This is a genomic window from Zobellia alginiliquefaciens (assembly GCF_029323795.1).
Classification (GTDB): Bacteria; Bacteroidota; Bacteroidia; order Flavobacteriales; family Flavobacteriaceae; genus Zobellia; species Zobellia alginiliquefaciens.
Window position 1 is genome coordinate 3,382,484 of the sequence record NZ_CP119758.1, and the last position, 14,786, is coordinate 3,397,269.

General features: G+C 38.0%; 14 protein-coding genes. 5 read left to right on the plus strand and 9 right to left on the minus strand.

The window, feature by feature from the left end; genetic code table 11:
* Positions 1-89 precede the first annotated feature (89 nt).
* Entirely contained in the window at positions 90-2,546 is a 2,457-nt protein-coding gene (locus tag P0077_RS14175; RefSeq protein WP_276165867.1) for a M14 metallopeptidase family protein, read from the minus strand.
* Positions 2,547-2,697: 151 nt separating this feature from the next.
* On the opposite strand from P0077_RS14175, the gene bshC reads away from it, so the two are divergent.
* A complete protein-coding gene (gene bshC, locus P0077_RS14180) occupies positions 2,698-4,299 on the plus strand; it encodes a bacillithiol biosynthesis cysteine-adding enzyme BshC (protein ID WP_276169207.1) in 1,602 nt (533 codons plus the stop codon).
* Positions 4,300-4,312: 13 nt separating this feature from the next.
* On the opposite strand, the gene P0077_RS14185 is transcribed toward bshC, so the two are convergent.
* Together P0077_RS14185 and P0077_RS14190 are read right to left on the minus strand one after the other, a co-directional pair.
* Complete coding sequence (locus P0077_RS14185) at positions 4,313-4,858, minus strand: pyridoxamine 5'-phosphate oxidase family protein (RefSeq protein ID WP_276165868.1); 546 nt, start codon at positions 4,856-4,858, stop codon at positions 4,313-4,315.
* A 309-nt stretch (positions 4,859-5,167) separates the two neighbouring features.
* Positions 5,168-5,410 carry a carboxypeptidase-like regulatory domain-containing protein gene (locus tag P0077_RS14190; RefSeq protein ID WP_349293004.1) on the minus strand — a complete coding sequence of 81 codons (243 nt, stop codon included), beginning with the start codon at positions 5,408-5,410 and terminating at the stop codon, positions 5,168-5,170.
* Between the two features lie 734 nt (positions 5,411-6,144).
* Between P0077_RS14190 and guaA the strand changes: the two genes are divergently transcribed.
* From guaA to P0077_RS14210, 4 genes are all read left to right on the plus strand, one after another.
* The gene (gene guaA / locus P0077_RS14195; protein ID WP_276165869.1) at positions 6,145-7,677 is read left to right on the plus strand and encodes a glutamine-hydrolyzing GMP synthase; all 1,533 of its coding nucleotides are present in this window, start codon (positions 6,145-6,147) and stop codon (positions 7,675-7,677) included.
* Positions 7,678-7,679: 2 nt separating this feature from the next.
* Positions 7,680-9,860, plus strand: a complete 2,181-nt coding sequence (locus P0077_RS14200) for a LysM peptidoglycan-binding domain-containing protein (RefSeq protein WP_276165870.1) — start codon at positions 7,680-7,682, stop codon at positions 9,858-9,860.
* 86 nt (positions 9,861-9,946) lie between these two features.
* The gene (locus tag P0077_RS14205; RefSeq protein ID WP_276165871.1) at positions 9,947-10,351 is read left to right on the plus strand and encodes an OsmC family protein; all 405 of its coding nucleotides are present in this window, start codon (positions 9,947-9,949) and stop codon (positions 10,349-10,351) included.
* Positions 10,339-10,887: a DUF922 domain-containing protein gene (locus P0077_RS14210; protein ID WP_276165872.1), complete on the plus strand. Its 549-nt coding sequence runs from the start codon at positions 10,339-10,341 to the stop codon at positions 10,885-10,887. The genes P0077_RS14205 and P0077_RS14210 overlap by 13 nt, the downstream gene beginning before the upstream one ends.
* Positions 10,888-10,923: 36 nt before the next feature.
* On the opposite strand, the gene P0077_RS14215 is transcribed toward P0077_RS14210, so the two are convergent.
* The 6 genes from P0077_RS14215 to P0077_RS14240 form a co-directional block, all read right to left on the minus strand.
* Positions 10,924-11,454 (minus strand): hypothetical protein, encoded by a 531-nt coding sequence (locus P0077_RS14215; protein WP_276165873.1) that lies wholly within the window; start codon positions 11,452-11,454, stop codon positions 10,924-10,926.
* A gap of 134 nt (positions 11,455-11,588) precedes the next feature.
* Complete coding sequence (locus tag P0077_RS14220; protein WP_276165874.1) at positions 11,589-12,107, minus strand: hypothetical protein; 519 nt, start codon at positions 12,105-12,107, stop codon at positions 11,589-11,591.
* Positions 12,108-12,201: 94 nt separating this feature from the next.
* The gene (locus tag P0077_RS14225) at positions 12,202-12,891 is read right to left on the minus strand and encodes a hypothetical protein (RefSeq protein WP_276165875.1); all 690 of its coding nucleotides are present in this window, start codon (positions 12,889-12,891) and stop codon (positions 12,202-12,204) included.
* 72 nt (positions 12,892-12,963) lie between these two features.
* A complete protein-coding gene (locus P0077_RS14230; RefSeq protein WP_276165876.1) occupies positions 12,964-13,518 on the minus strand; it encodes a hypothetical protein in 555 nt (184 codons plus the stop codon).
* 39 nt (positions 13,519-13,557) lie between these two features.
* Complete coding sequence (locus P0077_RS14235; RefSeq protein WP_276165877.1) at positions 13,558-13,842, minus strand: hypothetical protein; 285 nt, start codon at positions 13,840-13,842, stop codon at positions 13,558-13,560.
* 28 nt (positions 13,843-13,870) lie between these two features.
* Positions 13,871-14,563 (minus strand): hypothetical protein, encoded by a 693-nt coding sequence (locus P0077_RS14240; protein ID WP_276165878.1) that lies wholly within the window; start codon positions 14,561-14,563, stop codon positions 13,871-13,873.
* Between the last annotated feature and the right edge of the window lie 223 nt (positions 14,564-14,786).

Consider the following 14,786-nt stretch of genomic DNA (forward strand, 5'->3'; position numbering starts at 1 on the left):
AAAGGTAAACCATTACCAGTGGGACGAGGCTGACTTCATTCAAAAAAAACTGGGAAGCGGTTTTAGGTAAGGATACTATTTATGAGCTATTAGTTGACCATGAAAAGAGCATTGGCAAAAAGTAGTTTTCCATTTTCCCAAAAACCTCTGAACAAAGGATTATCAACCAAATAAACCAACTCACCTTTACCGTATTTTTCAACACCAAAAATTAAGGTTTCTCCAATCTTGGCTTGAGCATCACTACCGGCAAATCCAGAAACGGGAATCGTATTATCAAGGTCTAGATATGCTACAGTACCTGTTTCAAGATAGTTGTAAGCGGCACCTCCTAATTTTAAGCTAAAATAGGAGTCGCCGTAGCCGTATGCCAAAGGGTGTGTATAGTCTACTTTGGTCTTAAAAATAGCACCCGTAATTTCATTTTTGATTTGATTCCTTTGGTTGTGATCATAAACAGGAATAACTGTGGTGCTATCTGTTTCGTTTTGCTTTGCTTTCAATTGAAACTTATCTTCTTTAGAGAGTGTTTTTAAAGCACCGCTTAGAGCAATTAATTTTCCCCCTTCATTGATCCAATCCTTGAGTTCGGTCATTCTGCTTTCATTGAGGAATTTTTTATAATTACCATCTGGTAGAATGAGTATGTCATATTGGGCAAGGTCGATGTTTTTGAAATAATCGGAGTCCAATATAGTAGCAGGATAATTTAATTGCTGTTCAAAAAAGTGCCAGATTTCACCAAAATTTAAGGTAGAAGTAGGTTTGCCTGAAAGTATAGCGACTTTCATTTCTTTCAATGGCTGTACCGAAGCAGAACCAAAATCTTTTCCATCTTCAACAAAACCGGTGTCGGTAGAGTTTAAAACCTGTTTGTGTTTAGTAGCTAACGCAGAAAGGGTGTTTAAGAAATCTGGTGTGTTCTTATTATCTGCTTTTGTAATAATGAGTGTGCCACGATCATATGAAACTCCATCTAGCACAAATGGTACTTTGGCATATCTTGTTTTAATGTCGTTTTTAAGAAGGTCTGCTAAAAATTGCGCATCGTTAAAGCTGTTCCATTCCGCAATAAAGGCATAAGCGTTATTGGTATAGTGGTTGGAAGCGGTCTTCATAATGTTTCCGGAATCTAAATCGGCATTTACCTTTGTTTCTGAGGCTATAGCCTCAAGTCCGTAGGCGTAGGGTAGGGACCAGGCGGTTATATCATACGTTAGAGAATCCGTAAGTTTGGTATTAGGCTCAAAAAGTACCTTTACCAACGTTCCTTTTTTCTGGTCCGTATCTATGACCAAACTATGGTTGGATGTTTTTATTTGACCATTTTTTCCGGTACTGTAGTTAAAGCCTTTGGAAGTTTTAGTATTTGCCCAGCCATATTTAATTTCATGTGCTTCCAGTAATTGCGTCAGAACGTTCAACTTATCATTGGGCCCATTTAAAACATAGCTTTTGTATTTATAATCTTTGGGGCGATAGAATTTTTTGAACTCTTCGTTTAACCGTATCGCATTTTGTGATGCAACTTCAAGCGTTGAAAGTCCAGTGGTGTGGTGGTGCAGAATTCTATCCTTTAAAGTAAGGGTGTCGCCAATACTGCTAATAACTCCTAAACCGGCACTGCCGCTACCGCCTTGCTCGTAGGTCATGCCAATACTCCCGTTATAGGTTGGGTAAGTGTCTCCATAGCTGGGATAGAGCAAGTCAAAAACCTCTTTGGTAAAGTAAAACCACCCGTTGGCATCAAAATATTTTGCATGATTTTTGCCAACAGTTGTCTGAAATTCTCTTTGAAAATCTGTTATAACCTCATGAAATGGTTCCGCAGCGGGAGCAAAATAATAGGGATTGTCAACGCCTTGCTCATGAAAATCTACATGTACGTGGGGCAGCCATTTGTTATACTTTTTAATTCTTTGTTGACTTTCCACTTGTGTTAACCATGCCCAATCTCTGTTTAGATCAAACATATAATGATTTGGTCTTCCGTTTAACCACGGTTCATGATGCTCTTTACTATTAGGGTCTACCGTACTTGGTCCGTTTTTAAATTGATAAAACCAGTTTACGTAACGTTCACGGCCATCTGGGTTTACACATGGGTCTACAATTACAATTGTATTTTTAAGGTATTCGGTTTTTTCGGTCAGCAGTTCATAAACCGTTTTCATAGAGGCTTCCGTACCTACACTTTCATTGCCATGTACATTGTAGCTCATCCAGACGATTGCTATGGTAGGGCTGCCATCACCATCTGTGTTTTTTAGATGTTCCAGGCGAATTTTTTCTAGGTTTTTAATGTTTTCAGCCGAAGAAATATACGCTAAGGCCAAGGGCCTGCTTTCGTAGGTTTGTCCGTAGTATTCTAGTTGTACCATTTCGGATGCTGATTCTGAAAGGTGCTTATAATAGTCTATTACTCTATGGTGACGGGTAAATTGGGTGCCAAGTTCATGACCTAAAAATTCAGAAGGCGATTTTAATTCTTGTGCTGAAACGGAAAGACAAATGCAAAGTGCAAAAAAGGATACTAATAACTTCATATGTAAGGTATTTCCCTGGACTACTACCAAAGCTACTGATTATTGCCAAATAAAGGGATGGATTTCCCATTACCGGCACATAAATCAGGTTAAAGTAATTAACGTATTTTTAGGAAGTCGCATAGATGAAGAGTTTTATATTTACACCCTTATGGATATTGACTGTTTACCCTTTTACAGGACCGGCTATTTTTCGGAATTTATTTGTGATTATCTTGCCGAAAAACCTCAAGTACAAAACTTTTATAATAGGTTTCCGAACCTAAAGAATTTTGAAGCGCAAATAGCTGAAAAGGCTACCAGTTTCCCTGATGAAAACAGAGAAATTCTTTATGATGCATTGCAATTGCAATACAAGGGGTTTAAGGTTGGCAATGAAACCCAAACACACCTTAAGAAACTTAAGGAACCTATCACTTTTACTATTGTTACAGGGCATCAGCTTAATCTGTTTACTGGGCCTTTGTATTTTTTATATAAAATAGTTTCCACTATAAACCTGACGAAGGAACTCAAAAAAGCATATCCAAAGTATAATTTTGTACCCGTGTATTGGATGGCTACGGAAGACCATGACTTTGAAGAAATCAACTATTTTAATTTTCGTGGAAAAAAGTTAAAGTGGAACAAAAATGCATCTGGTGCGGTAGGACATTTAGATACAAAAGGCCTTGATGAAATTTTTGAAGCTTTTTCAAATCAAATAGGAAATAGCACAAATGCCATTGCGTTAAAGCAGCTGTTTGAAAAATCATATTTAGAGCATGATAATTTAGCCGATGCTACCCGATATTTGGCAAATGAACTTTTTGGTTCGGAAGGTTTGGTGATTGTAGATGGTGATGATAAGAGTTTAAAAAGTCTTTTAGTCCCTTATGCGGAGAAAGATATTTTTGATAATCTGGCACATAAAAAAGTATCGGAAACCGTAACGGAGTTTGATGCCCTTGACCAAAATTATGGCGTGCAGGTAAACCCGCGTGAAATCAACTACTTTTATTTAAAAGATGGTCTTCGGGAGCGCATAGTAGGGCAGGACGACACCTATTTTATAAACGATACCGAAATCCATTTTACCAAAGAAGAGCTCCAGAAGGAGTTGAAGGAACATCCTGAACGATTTTCCCCCAACGTAATTGCAAGACCATTATACCAAGAAGTTATCTTGCCTAACCTCTGTTATATTGGTGGAGGAGGCGAAATAGCCTATTGGTTGGAATTGAAAGCCATGTTTGAGGCTATGCAAGTACCCTTTCCTGTTTTGTTACTTAGGAATTCAGTCTTAATTATTACCGAGAAACAAACGGAAAAGTTGATTAAAATGAACCTCTCCGTAAAAGACCTTTTCTTAAAGCAAAGTAGCTTTATCAATAAAAAGATAAGGGAAATATCCAATATTGATATTGATTTTTCGGCTCAAAAACAACTTCTTGAAGAGCAGTTCAAAGGTATGTATGAATTAGCGGAACAGACCGATGCTTCATTTTTAGGCGCGGTAAAGGCGCAAGAGGTAAAACAAAAGAAAGGTCTGGACCATCTAGAAAAAAGACTGCTGCAAGCTCAGAAGCGTAAACTGAAGGATCATGTTCTCCGCATGACCGAAATTCAGAACGAACTTTTTCCAAATAAATCGCTGCAAGAGCGGAATGTGAATTTTTCTGAACTTTATTTGGAATTAGGGGAGAACTTGGTTCCAATGCTTCTTGACACGTTGCAGCCCTTACAGCAAGAGTTTACCATTATAAAAACATAAACTCGGTAATTAGTTAAGGCGTTAAAAATTCTCCCAGCCATGATTCATTGGTTCTAGAAAAAAGTACCCGTATGTGGTTGGGTTGTTTTATTTTTAGGTACTCAATATTTGTGGGCTCAATTTGTATGGCGCAAAAATGGTGGTCACCATTTAAATATTCTAAAGTGTCCGGTGCTTTTATAGTGCTTCCTGGAGCAATATGAGTGGTGTAATCCTTTTTATTGCCATCAGGTACATGGCTCCAGTACTCCTTTAATATTTGCGGGTCCGTAACTTCTGAGGCTTTTCCTTCTATAGTAATCTGTAAAAGCTTTCCTGGGTGATAGAACAATAGACTAACCGTGTCGTTTTTTTGAATTTGTGAGACTTTTGGCGAGCGTTCATCCGTATAAAATACCAAACTTAAATCGTCATTAAAATGTCTAAAAACTACGGTGCGTTGGTTTGGAGCTCCTGACTGCCCTGTAGAAGCTAAGGTGAAAAACCTAAATGGGTGGCCTCTCTCGGTAATTCCTTTTCTTATTTCGGCTAGCGTTTCGTTCCAAAAAGTAGAAGTCATGTACGTCTTTTTGAATAAAATTAGAAAAAACTTTTAAAAGCGGGTAGGGTATTTTAAAAGTAGGGTGTTATTAGTAAAAATGCTATGAAAACGATTTTTAATTAAACCGTTTCATGTGTTTAGGTTGGTTTTTTTGATTTTGATGAAAAGTCCGGGTTTGGTATCCCGGACTTTTACTTTTTTAAGCGATTGTAATTTACAATCTTCCTTTTTAAAATAGTTATTAAATACAGCCATTTAATTAACCTTACTCTCCCTTATTCCTGTTTACAGCAGTAGTTGCTTCGTCCAGATTTTGGGTCGAAGGTTTTAACGTAACGGAGAAAGTTTTGTCTTCCGTTTTTCATTTCCGTAACCAATGTAAGAAATGATTACTTCGTGGTTTCCTTCGGGAAGTGTCAAAGAGAAAAACCCGTAGTCATTTGTAGTGGAGCCCAACTTTAGTTCGGGAACATAAACGGAAACTCCCATGAGATGTTTCCCGCTTCCACTTTCCGTAAGATACCCACTAACTATATATTTTTTTTTCAGCTTTATTACGTGTTGGGTGATTGTCTTTAAAAATCAAAAGAGCTCCAATATTTTTGTGAATTCCACTTTTGGGCAGGCATGGAAGTCTACTCATTTTTGCTTGACCTTGATGAAAAAGTGCAAGAAAAAATGAGGTACAGCAAGATCGCTTTTTTCAAGATATGTTCGTTTTTTGATTGATATAATTACTGCTTTTACACATTGATAAAATGATAATACAGCAGTAAATTCTTATGCAAGAAAGTCGTAACCTTTAGAGGAAACGGTTAATGAAAAGATAAATAAAAACAAGTCTAAATTAGACAAGAAATCAAGCTCGTTTTTTTAAGGGTATAACCTTAAAACTTCGGAAAAAGTGGTTAAACAGGTCTATTTTGGTCATTTTTAATACAATTTAACATTTTGTAGGAATTAACTTAATTAACTTAAATCCAGTTTATTAAAATAAAGTATATAAAGTTTTGATTCATATTTTTGCATTTTGAGTAAAATCTGGGATTTTGAGTGATTTCCTTGGTAAATTCTTGAAAAAATATCTTTAAAGTAGATTGGTGATTTTAATTTAAGCCTGAATAATATTGGGAATAAAGTTTTTATAACGGCGTAATATTTTGAATCACTTGTAGGAATTAGGTGTTTCATTTTAGCCTACCCTCTAGTTGGATATTGGTGTTATTTGGGGTGATTGTTAAAAACCCGATTATAAATATGCCTAAAGAGTCTTTTTGAGCGGACGGAATTTGCTATTTTTGGCCATGCAAAACAACGTCCTTATCCTAGACTTCGGTTCTCAGTACACACAACTCATCGCTAGAAGGGTTAGAGAACTCAATATTTACTGTGAAATAAAGCCGTATAACAAGCTTCCAGACGATTTGTCGTCTTATAAAGCTGTAATCTTATCAGGTTCGCCTTTTTCGGTGCGGGCAGATGATGCTCCCCATCCTGATTTGTCGCAAATAAGGGGTAAAAAACCTTTGTTGGCAGTTTGTTATGGTGCGCAATATCTGGCTCACTTCGGTGGAGGTAATGTTGCTCCGTCAAACACAAGAGAATACGGTCGTGCAAATCTGTCTTATATTAAGTCTGATGAAGCTTTTTTTGAAGGTGTTTCAGAAGGGAGCCAAGTGTGGATGAGCCATAGTGATACCATTCAGACACTTCCTGATTACGGAGTGGTTTTGGCAAGTACAAACGATGTTAAACATGCTGCGTATAAAATTGAAAACGAGAGTACTTATGCTATTCAATTTCATCCAGAGGTTTATCACTCTAAAGACGGTAAAAAAATACTGGAAAACTTCCTGGTAAACATTGCAGATGTTGCTCAAACCTGGACGCCAGATGCGTTTGTGGATTTGACGGTTGCGGAGTTGAAACAAAAGATTGGAAATGATAAAGTGGTGTTGGGTCTCTCCGGTGGCGTTGATTCTACGGTTGCAGCTGTGCTTCTTCATAAGGCTATTGGAAAGAACCTCTACTGTATTTTTGTAAATAACGGACTTCTTAGAAAGAACGAATTTCAAGATGTACTGGATCAGTACGAGCATATGGGGCTTAATGTAAAGGGTGTTGATGCTTCGGCACGCTTTTTGGATGCACTTGCGGGAGAAAGTGATCCTGAAAAGAAACGCAAGATTATTGGCAAGATTTTTATAGACGTTTTTGATGATGAGGCCCATCTTGTAAAGGATGTTAAGTGGCTTGCTCAAGGAACGATATATCCAGATGTTATAGAATCCGTTTCTGCAACAGGTGGACCCTCGGCAACAATAAAGAGTCATCATAACGTAGGTGGTTTACCGGATTTTATGAAGTTAAAAGTAGTTGAGCCTTTAAAGATGTTATTTAAGGATGAAGTTCGTCGCGTAGGTAAGAGTATGGCTATAGGTGATGAGCGCTTGGGAAGACACCCATTTCCAGGTCCTGGACTCGCAATTCGTATTTTGGGTGACATTACGCCAGAAAAGGTGTCTATATTACAGGAGGTAGATCATATTTTCATTCAAGGCTTACGTGATTGGGGTCTTTATGATAAGGTTTGGCAGGCCGGAGCAATGCTTTTACCCGTAAATAGTGTAGGGGTAATGGGTGATGAGCGCACTTATGAAAAATGTGTAGCTTTGCGAGCCGTAGAAAGTACGGACGGTATGACTGCTGACTGGGTGAATTTACCTTACGAATTCTTGCAAAAGACATCAAACGATATTATCAACAAAGTGCCAGGTGTAAATAGGGTTGTTTATGATATAAGCTCAAAACCACCGGCAACCATTGAATGGGAATAAATATGAATCAGTTTTTTAAAGTTAGTCTTACACTTTTATTATTTGTTTTTGTAGGGTGTAAATCATCTGCACAGAAGTTTACCACCCACGCTGTTAAGAAGGGTGAAACGCTTGAAAGCATTTCAAAGCAGTATCGGGTAGATGCTCAGACCATTCTTAAATTAAACAAAGAAGTAAGAAGGGGTGATGAGCTGAGGGTGAATACAATATTGGTGATTCCAAAAGATAGTAAAGCCAAGGCGGTTGCAGCAGGATCTACAAGAAATCTTGAAACTTCCACTGAAGCTACAATCGGGAAAAGTAAGGGTAATGAAGAGCAGGAGGAGCCTATTGGTTTTACATCATATCGTGTTAAAAAGAAAGAAACTTTATATAGTATAGCCAAGCGTTTTCATATTACGGAAGAGGATATAAAGAAATACAATCCTGAACTGTATTCTTCTCAGTTGCAGAAAAAAATAACACTTAAAATTCCGAAATACCGAAGGGTAAAACCGGAAGATGAGGTTATTGTTAACGAAGATGATTATGAAACGTATCAAGTCGCTCCAAAGGAAACAAGATGGAGTATAGCTTATAAGTATGGTATTACCGTAGATAGTATGGTGGTTTTAAATCCCGAGCTTTCGGCATCAAATGATTATTTGGCCGTAGGGCAGGAATTAAGATTGCCAAAAATTGCAGGTAGTACAGTTGAGAATCAAGAAACACAATTATATACCTCGTATACGGTTCCTCCAAAAATGAACTTCTTTCAGTTGGAGCAGAAATTTGGGGTGAAATCGGATGAAATTGTTCGCTTGAATCCGGAGATTACAGAAAGAGGCGGACTCAAAGAGGGTATGGTCATTCGTATTCCACAAGCCAAAGCGGAAAGCGGTGAAATCAATACCGATAATTATAACTTTTACGTAGTAAAGCCTAAACAGACAGAATTTTCTCTTACCCGTAAGTTTGGGATTACCTATAAAGAGCTTTTGGCATTGAATCCTGATTTGGCACAAGGGCTGAAAGCGGGTATGATTTTAAAACTGCCAAAAGAACAAGAGGGTAATTTTGAAGTTCGAAATTCATTGGTTTTGGATAAAATCAACCTTTTGGATAGTGTCAATGTGGTCAATAGACCCAAGTTGATGTTTCTTTTGCCTTTTAGGTTGGATAAGTTAGATCTTAGTGATAAAGATCGTGTTGCTACTATTATTGATAAGAGAAACAGCTTAAAATATAGCCTAGGTCTTTATTCGGGGGCTTTGGTCGCTATAGATTCTATTGCGGACCTAGGGGTTTCTGTAGATGTTAAGACTTTTGATAACCAATTAGATCTAGCAAGGACAAAAGAGATTTTACAACAAGAAAACCTTTCGACATATAGTGCTGTTGTAGGACCCCTAGATATGCCATCCCTAAAGGAAACGGCAGTAAGGGCTAATGGTAAGAACGTACCATTGGTTGCGCCCATTCCGGCAAAAAGTGATTTGAGTCTGTCTAATGTGTTCTTCTCCTATACTTCTGATGAGGTGCTTCGTGATCGGATGATTAGCTATGTGCAAGATAAATTGGAAGACCAGCATGTCATAATTATTGCAGATGATAAGAATAAAGCGGTTCAAGGACAATTAATGACGAGTTTTCCGGAATCCGATACCTTAAAGGTGACTCAAGAAGAGAAAAATATTGGAATTGATATTAAGAAGTTAACCGAAATGCTCTCGGAAGAGGGAGATAATTGGGTGTTTGTAGAAACAGACAACTTTAAATTGGTGTCCAGTGTTACTTCTATTTTGAATTCAATGAATACTGAAGATATCAAAGTGCGGATGTTCACGACGAACAAGAACAGTGCTTTTGATAATGAGGTAATCAGTAACGCACATTTGTCCAATCTTCAATTCACTTATCCATCGGTGTACAAAATGGGGTCTAATGATTCATTTTCCAAGCGCTATGAAAAACGATTTGGAAGCACACCGGATAGATATGCTGTAAGAGGTTTTGATATTACGTATGACCTTTTGTTAAAGTTGGCGTATAAGAACAATCTTATTGAAGCTTCAAAGGTGATTGGTGAGACTGAGTACTCAGGTAATAAGTTTGATTATGAAAAGGAAGGCGCTTCAGGTTACTTCAACCAGTCTTCATATATTCTAAAGTTTGAAGACCTTCGTATAAAGGAAGCCGAGTAAATCTGCGATTTAATTTCTTTTTTGAAAAGTCTAGTACTAACTTAGGGCAAACAAACAGAGTTATTAATTCTAAACCCAATTTTAGTATGACATCAAAAGTAACCTACAACGGAGATTTACGGACCACTTGTGAGCATGTGCGCTCTGGGGATACCTTTATTACGGATGCGCCTGTGGACAACAATGGCCTGGGACAAGCTTTTTCCCCAACGGACACTGTGGCTACCGGATTAGGGAGTTGCATGATGACCATGATGGGAATCAAAGCCAAAGGTCTTGATGTAAATTTGAACGGATCTACTGTAGAAATCAAGAAACACATGGCTGCCGGGCCAAGACGAATCTCTAAAATTGAAGCAAAATTAATTTTACCTGCACATGTTTCTGATAAGAACAGGAAGATTTTAGAGCATACGGCTATGACGTGCCCCGTACATTATAGCTTGCATCCAGATATAGAAAAAGTAATTACATTCAATTGGGAGCTTTAAAATACGTTCTTGGGGTAATTTGTCTATGTGTTGTCAGTATAGCTTCTGCACAGAAAGAGGAGGTAATGCTTTGGAATGCGGATACAAAACTGCAATGGTCAGATTTCAAAGGGAGTTATTTTAAGACGGAATGGGCTGCGGCAACAACTGCCAGCGGTATAAGTTACTCGTTTTCGTCTTTTGAAAAGGAAGGTCAGTTGTATTTGGATTTTGTGGTACAGAGCGAGTTTTACCCTAACAAATCTTGGTACAGGCCCGAAATTTGCGATTCGGTAATTTTAAGCCACGAACAATTGCATTTTGATATATCCGAGCTCTATGCCCGAAAATTTCGTGAACAACTTGCTCAAACCCAATTTACAATGGATGCTAAGGCAGAGGTCAGAACTATTTATAAGGCTATTTTGCGAGAACTAATGAATTTCCAAAATAAGTACGATAGGGAAACCAATTTTTCTAGGGATTTACACCAGCAATTGCTTTGGAACAAACAAATTGAAGCGGCACTAAAAGAAGAAAATCCTTCTCAAAACTAAATTGAGAAGGATTTTTTTTGATATGATTCAGTGGTTCTAAAACCTGAAAGAAGCTCCTAATGTTAAGAAGGCAACTCCGTAACCTGCTTCTGCAAAACCAGCTACACTGTCCGTAAAGTACCAGCGCCCACCAACAAAAGCAGTAGCACCTGGTCTACTATCTAAATCATCAAAATCATCACCATTATAAATACGCATGGATAGCATAGCTCCGCCGTAAACATCTAGGTTGTCAACGTTCAGGCCGGTGTAATGATACGCACCACGAGCTCCTATAACCGTATAGGACCAGCTATAATCCACATTATTAAAGTTGTTGTCATAAGTAAATCTTTTATAGCCAAGATAACCTCCAAGGCTAACTACCCCAGGGCCGGGAACATCCCAAATACCTCTTTCGTAACTGGCACTGAATACGGGGCTGGTTGTGGAAGTATTATATCCTCCATAATAACCGCCAAGCCCAATACCGGCATTAATAACGTTGGTGCCTTGTTCAAATTCCTGTGCATTAGCAAACGAAATCGTTAGAAATGTTAGGGCTAGATAAATAATTGTTTTTTTCATTTTCATATAATTGAACTTTAAAAATCTATACTGGTTAAATTAGTTAGCGTTAAAGTGTTGTTCTCATTTGATTGGGTAAATATCTAAATTATTTCAACATTTTGTCGACTTTTTTATATTATTTGATTTTTAAGTTACTTCTGGTCAGCCGGCTTTACTACGATCATGTCGTTTCCCATTTGTACCATTTTAAAGGCGGCCCGTACTTCACTAGTTACATTTTGCCATAGCGCATCTGCTCCGTCTTTGTATTCAGCGGTAATCTTTACACTGTTGTCGCTAAAATTTTTATTGGGATTTTTGACGCCACGAATATCTTTAATTTGATTATAAAGTGCATTTAAATTAGGGTCGTCATAGGTAATAGGCTTAATGCCGATGCTGATTACTCCTTTTTCCTTGTTGGAGCCGAATAAAGAGCCAAGTTCTTTAAAGGTTTCTTTAGTGTTTGAGACGGTACCTTTAACGGCTTCGGCGGTATTTGCGGATGTCTCGTTAATCTCGCCTGAAGCTTGGTTTATTTGATCAACCTCTTTGATCGAGCTTTTTTCTTTGGTGGTCTCAGTTTGTCCCTTGCTTTCTTGCGCCAACAGATGGCTTGTGCTTAAGAAAAAGACAAAAATAAGTGCGAATAGTGTCTTTGTTGTTTTCATTTTTTTGGTTTTAAAGTTTCGTGTTCTGACAGGGACTTTATAGGTGCAGTTCTATGGTGCAATTCGTTTTTAATAAGTAATTCGGCTTTTGAGGTTACTCCCAGGTAATTGTCCCATCCATAGTTAGAATGGATGCTGTTTTTGTATTGATGACCTTGGTTTCAGAAAATAGAATCTCTTTTTTCTCAAAATCGATTTGAAAATCCTCACCACAATGAACGAAATCAGAAACAATCGGAACGGCACAGGCATATTTGTAGTCGGTGCCATCTACCGAAATATTTATGGAGAGGCCTCTTTCTGCATCTTGGGTTGCCTGATCTCCTAAGTCTAAGCCTACAATTATAAAATTATTTCCTATATCGTTCGGTTCTGGCCCTTCATCTTCTGAAATGGGTGTGTTTTCGTCCGTTATGATAACCGTACGTTCGTTACCTGTTAGGTGGGCCAAGCCTGCCTTAAGGTGGCCTACAACTAACGTAGTGCCCACATCGGAAGTTTCATCGCCGGATAATTTTATGGTGCCAAAACCATCGCTTGCTTCTTGATTCTCTTCTGATTCCTCTTCTTGGCTTTCTTCCTCGGTTTCTTCCTCGGTTTCTTCCTCAGTTTCTTCTTCTTCTTCTTCTTCTTCTTCTTCTTCTTGTGTTTCCTCCTCTATTTCTTCAATTTGCTCTTCCTGTTCTTGTTCTTGATCAATAGGGGTGTTGTCCTCAGAACATGAAGTGGTGAAGCATAGAAAAAAGGCAATTAGTATTGCTGATATGATTTTTGATGATTTCATTTTGTAGTGTTCAAGATTGTTAATTGCTAATAATATTCCGTGTCACTTAAAAGGGATAGTAGGTTTCAAGAACTATTTCCAAGTTATGGTTCCGTTTATCGTTAAAACGGCATCCGTTTTTGTGTTGGTAATTTTGGTTTCTATAAATGTGATTTTTTTATTTGTAAAATCTATTTTGAAATCTGAGGAGCAATTGGTGTAGGCCTTATAATTAGCGGGAGTACGGCTGTGTTTATACTCCATGCCGTCTACAGTGATATTCATGGATAATGACCTGCTGGCATTACATATTTTAGATGCTTCTATGTCCAAACCAATAATTATAAAGTTGTTTGGGCGGTCATTGGGTATAGGTCCGTTTTCGTTAATTTTCGTGTGGCGGTCCGTAAGTATTATTGTTTTGCCCTTAACTTTTCGGTTTGAGCGGCCTATAGCTAAATTACCAACCTTTAAAGTGGTGCCCAGGTTTTTGGTTTCCTTGCCGGACAATACTATTTCTCCTAGGATGCTTTGGTCTTTCTTTTTGGATTTTTGGGTGGGTTTGTTACTAATGGGCAACTGTAGGTTTAGGCCTAGTAAAAGTAGGTTAGTGCGGTAGTGGTTAAGGTGTATTCTGGAGGTTTTCATCTGCAGAACATTTTTTGAGGTTAAGTTTGGTCTACGGAGTTAATTGTCTTCAACGCAATTATCAATATAAAACTGCAGTTGTTCTTTTTGTTCTGCATCTAAAAAATCATTGCAAGTGTCTAGAATCCTGGCTACATCAGACTTTATTTCGTTGCAATTGCGGTCTTGCTCGTCCCATTTTTCATCTATTTCTACCAATAAGTTGGCGCAGTCCAGTGCTTTTTGTGTGTCGCTAAGGTCGTCTACAACATCTTTTACAGAGCAATTTACTAGGGTTGCTAAGGCTAAAAGAAAAGCTGATAAATAAAAGAATGATTTTTTCATGGTCTTGGTCGGTTTATAGGTAAGGTTGTTATTGTTCGTTATATTCAAAAGTATAGTCGGTAAACTTGCCGTCGGTTACGGTTATGGAGGTACCGTCTTCAGTTTTTCCTGCAAAACTGAACTCACCGGAAAATTTTTGGTTTTCGAAATCAATTGCGGTAATTTTTAGATATATATTATCTACTTCTTCAAGGTTGGGGTCGTCGTCGTCATCATCATCATCATCATCATCATCATCATCGGTCACTTCAGCTTCGTAATAATTGGCAATCACTCCTTCATGAAGAAAATCTACTAGAGGGGAATCCCATGTTTTTCCAACCTTTAGTGTGGAAAAATCTTCTCCTACGGCCCATAAAACAACAGCTTTTGTATTAACTAGGCCCAAGCTTGTGTCATAACCTGAAATGTACACCATATATATTCCATCAGTTTTCGTAATGGCTGCGGGCATACCGTTGAATTGTTCTGAATATTCGGATGATTGAAATTCTTTTCCGTTAGCTGTAGCGGTCATGGAACCGGTGTATACGGTTTCTTCTTCTTCTTCTTCCTGCTCTTGTTCTTCCTCTAATTTTGAGTCGTCTTCAATTTCCTCAATTTGATCAGCTATATCCTCGGCTAGTTCATTCGCGGGGTGACTGTCGCATCCCGTAAGGAACATCAGGGGAATAAGGATAAGGATAGCAAAAATTGTGAAAGAGTAATTTTGTTTGGTCATAGCTATTGGTTGCTTGGTTTGGTACAATGAAAGTAAGCAGAAGCGGTTTACCTCACCATGGGTATTTATTAACCGTGATGATGGGTGAGGTATGTGTAGGTTTTTTAGGTATAATCGTAATCTGGCCTCATTTATATGTAGAAACCTCAAAAAGAACAATTTATCACAATATTTCCTCAGCCTGTGTAGTGCTCACTTCTGCTAAACTGTTAAATTTGGAGTT

Excerpts from the sequence above, each read along its gene's own strand:
- P0077_RS14175 (WP_276165867.1), bottom strand. The coding sequence starts at position 2,546 with ATGAAGTTATTAGTATCCTTTTTTGCACTTTGCATTTGTCTTTCCGTT.
- bshC (WP_276169207.1), top strand. The coding sequence starts at position 2,698 with ATGGATATTGACTGTTTACCCTTTTACAGGACCGGCTATTTTTCGGAA.
- P0077_RS14185 (WP_276165868.1), bottom strand. The coding sequence starts at position 4,858 with ATGACTTCTACTTTTTGGAACGAAACGCTAGCCGAAATAAGAAAAGGA.
- guaA (WP_276165869.1), top strand. The coding sequence starts at position 6,145 with ATGCAAAACAACGTCCTTATCCTAGACTTCGGTTCTCAGTACACACAA.
- P0077_RS14200 (WP_276165870.1), top strand. The coding sequence starts at position 7,680 with ATGAATCAGTTTTTTAAAGTTAGTCTTACACTTTTATTATTTGTTTTT.
- P0077_RS14205 (WP_276165871.1), top strand. The coding sequence starts at position 9,947 with ATGACATCAAAAGTAACCTACAACGGAGATTTACGGACCACTTGTGAG.
- P0077_RS14215 (WP_276165873.1), bottom strand. The coding sequence starts at position 11,454 with ATGAAAAAAACAATTATTTATCTAGCCCTAACATTTCTAACGATTTCG.
- P0077_RS14220 (WP_276165874.1), bottom strand. The coding sequence starts at position 12,107 with ATGAAAACAACAAAGACACTATTCGCACTTATTTTTGTCTTTTTCTTA.
- P0077_RS14225 (WP_276165875.1), bottom strand. The coding sequence starts at position 12,891 with ATGAAATCATCAAAAATCATATCAGCAATACTAATTGCCTTTTTTCTA.
- P0077_RS14230 (WP_276165876.1), bottom strand. The coding sequence starts at position 13,518 with ATGAAAACCTCCAGAATACACCTTAACCACTACCGCACTAACCTACTT.
- P0077_RS14235 (WP_276165877.1), bottom strand. The coding sequence starts at position 13,842 with ATGAAAAAATCATTCTTTTATTTATCAGCTTTTCTTTTAGCCTTAGCA.
- P0077_RS14240 (WP_276165878.1), bottom strand. The coding sequence starts at position 14,563 with ATGACCAAACAAAATTACTCTTTCACAATTTTTGCTATCCTTATCCTT.